General features: G+C 48.4%; 1 protein-coding gene. It reads left to right on the forward strand.

Going from position 1 to position 378, the window contains the following annotated elements:
* Positions 1 to 378: methyltransferase (locus UF06_RS14395; RefSeq protein WP_045571061.1), on the forward strand; the 378-nt coding region annotated here is incomplete at both ends.

Raw genomic sequence — 378 nt, forward strand, 5'->3', positions numbered from 1 at the left:
ACCAATCAACCAGTGACCAGTTTTGAATATCAACAAGCGTTATGCGACTCCGGCCAACAAGCCGCGAATGAACATCATTGGAAAATGACCTTTATCCAAGGTGACGCGTTTGATCCTCAAACCAAGGCAGTATTCAAACCGACGCAACATGCTGTCGCACTGCATGCTTGTGGTGACCTTCATGTTCGGTTGATGGAATATGGAAGTGAAGCCGGCATCGCGGCGATGACGATTTCACCTTGCTGTTATCATTTGATTCAAAGCGAGACGTACCAAGCGTTATCCCAATCAGTACGAGCGTCTGAACTCATTTTGTCTAAGCATGAACTGCGCATTCCATTGCAACAGACGGTGACAGGCGGTGAACGTGTGCGTCGC

This window comes from Vibrio sp. S234-5, from assembly GCF_000960595.1.
GTDB lineage: Bacteria > Pseudomonadota > Gammaproteobacteria > Enterobacterales > Vibrionaceae > Vibrio.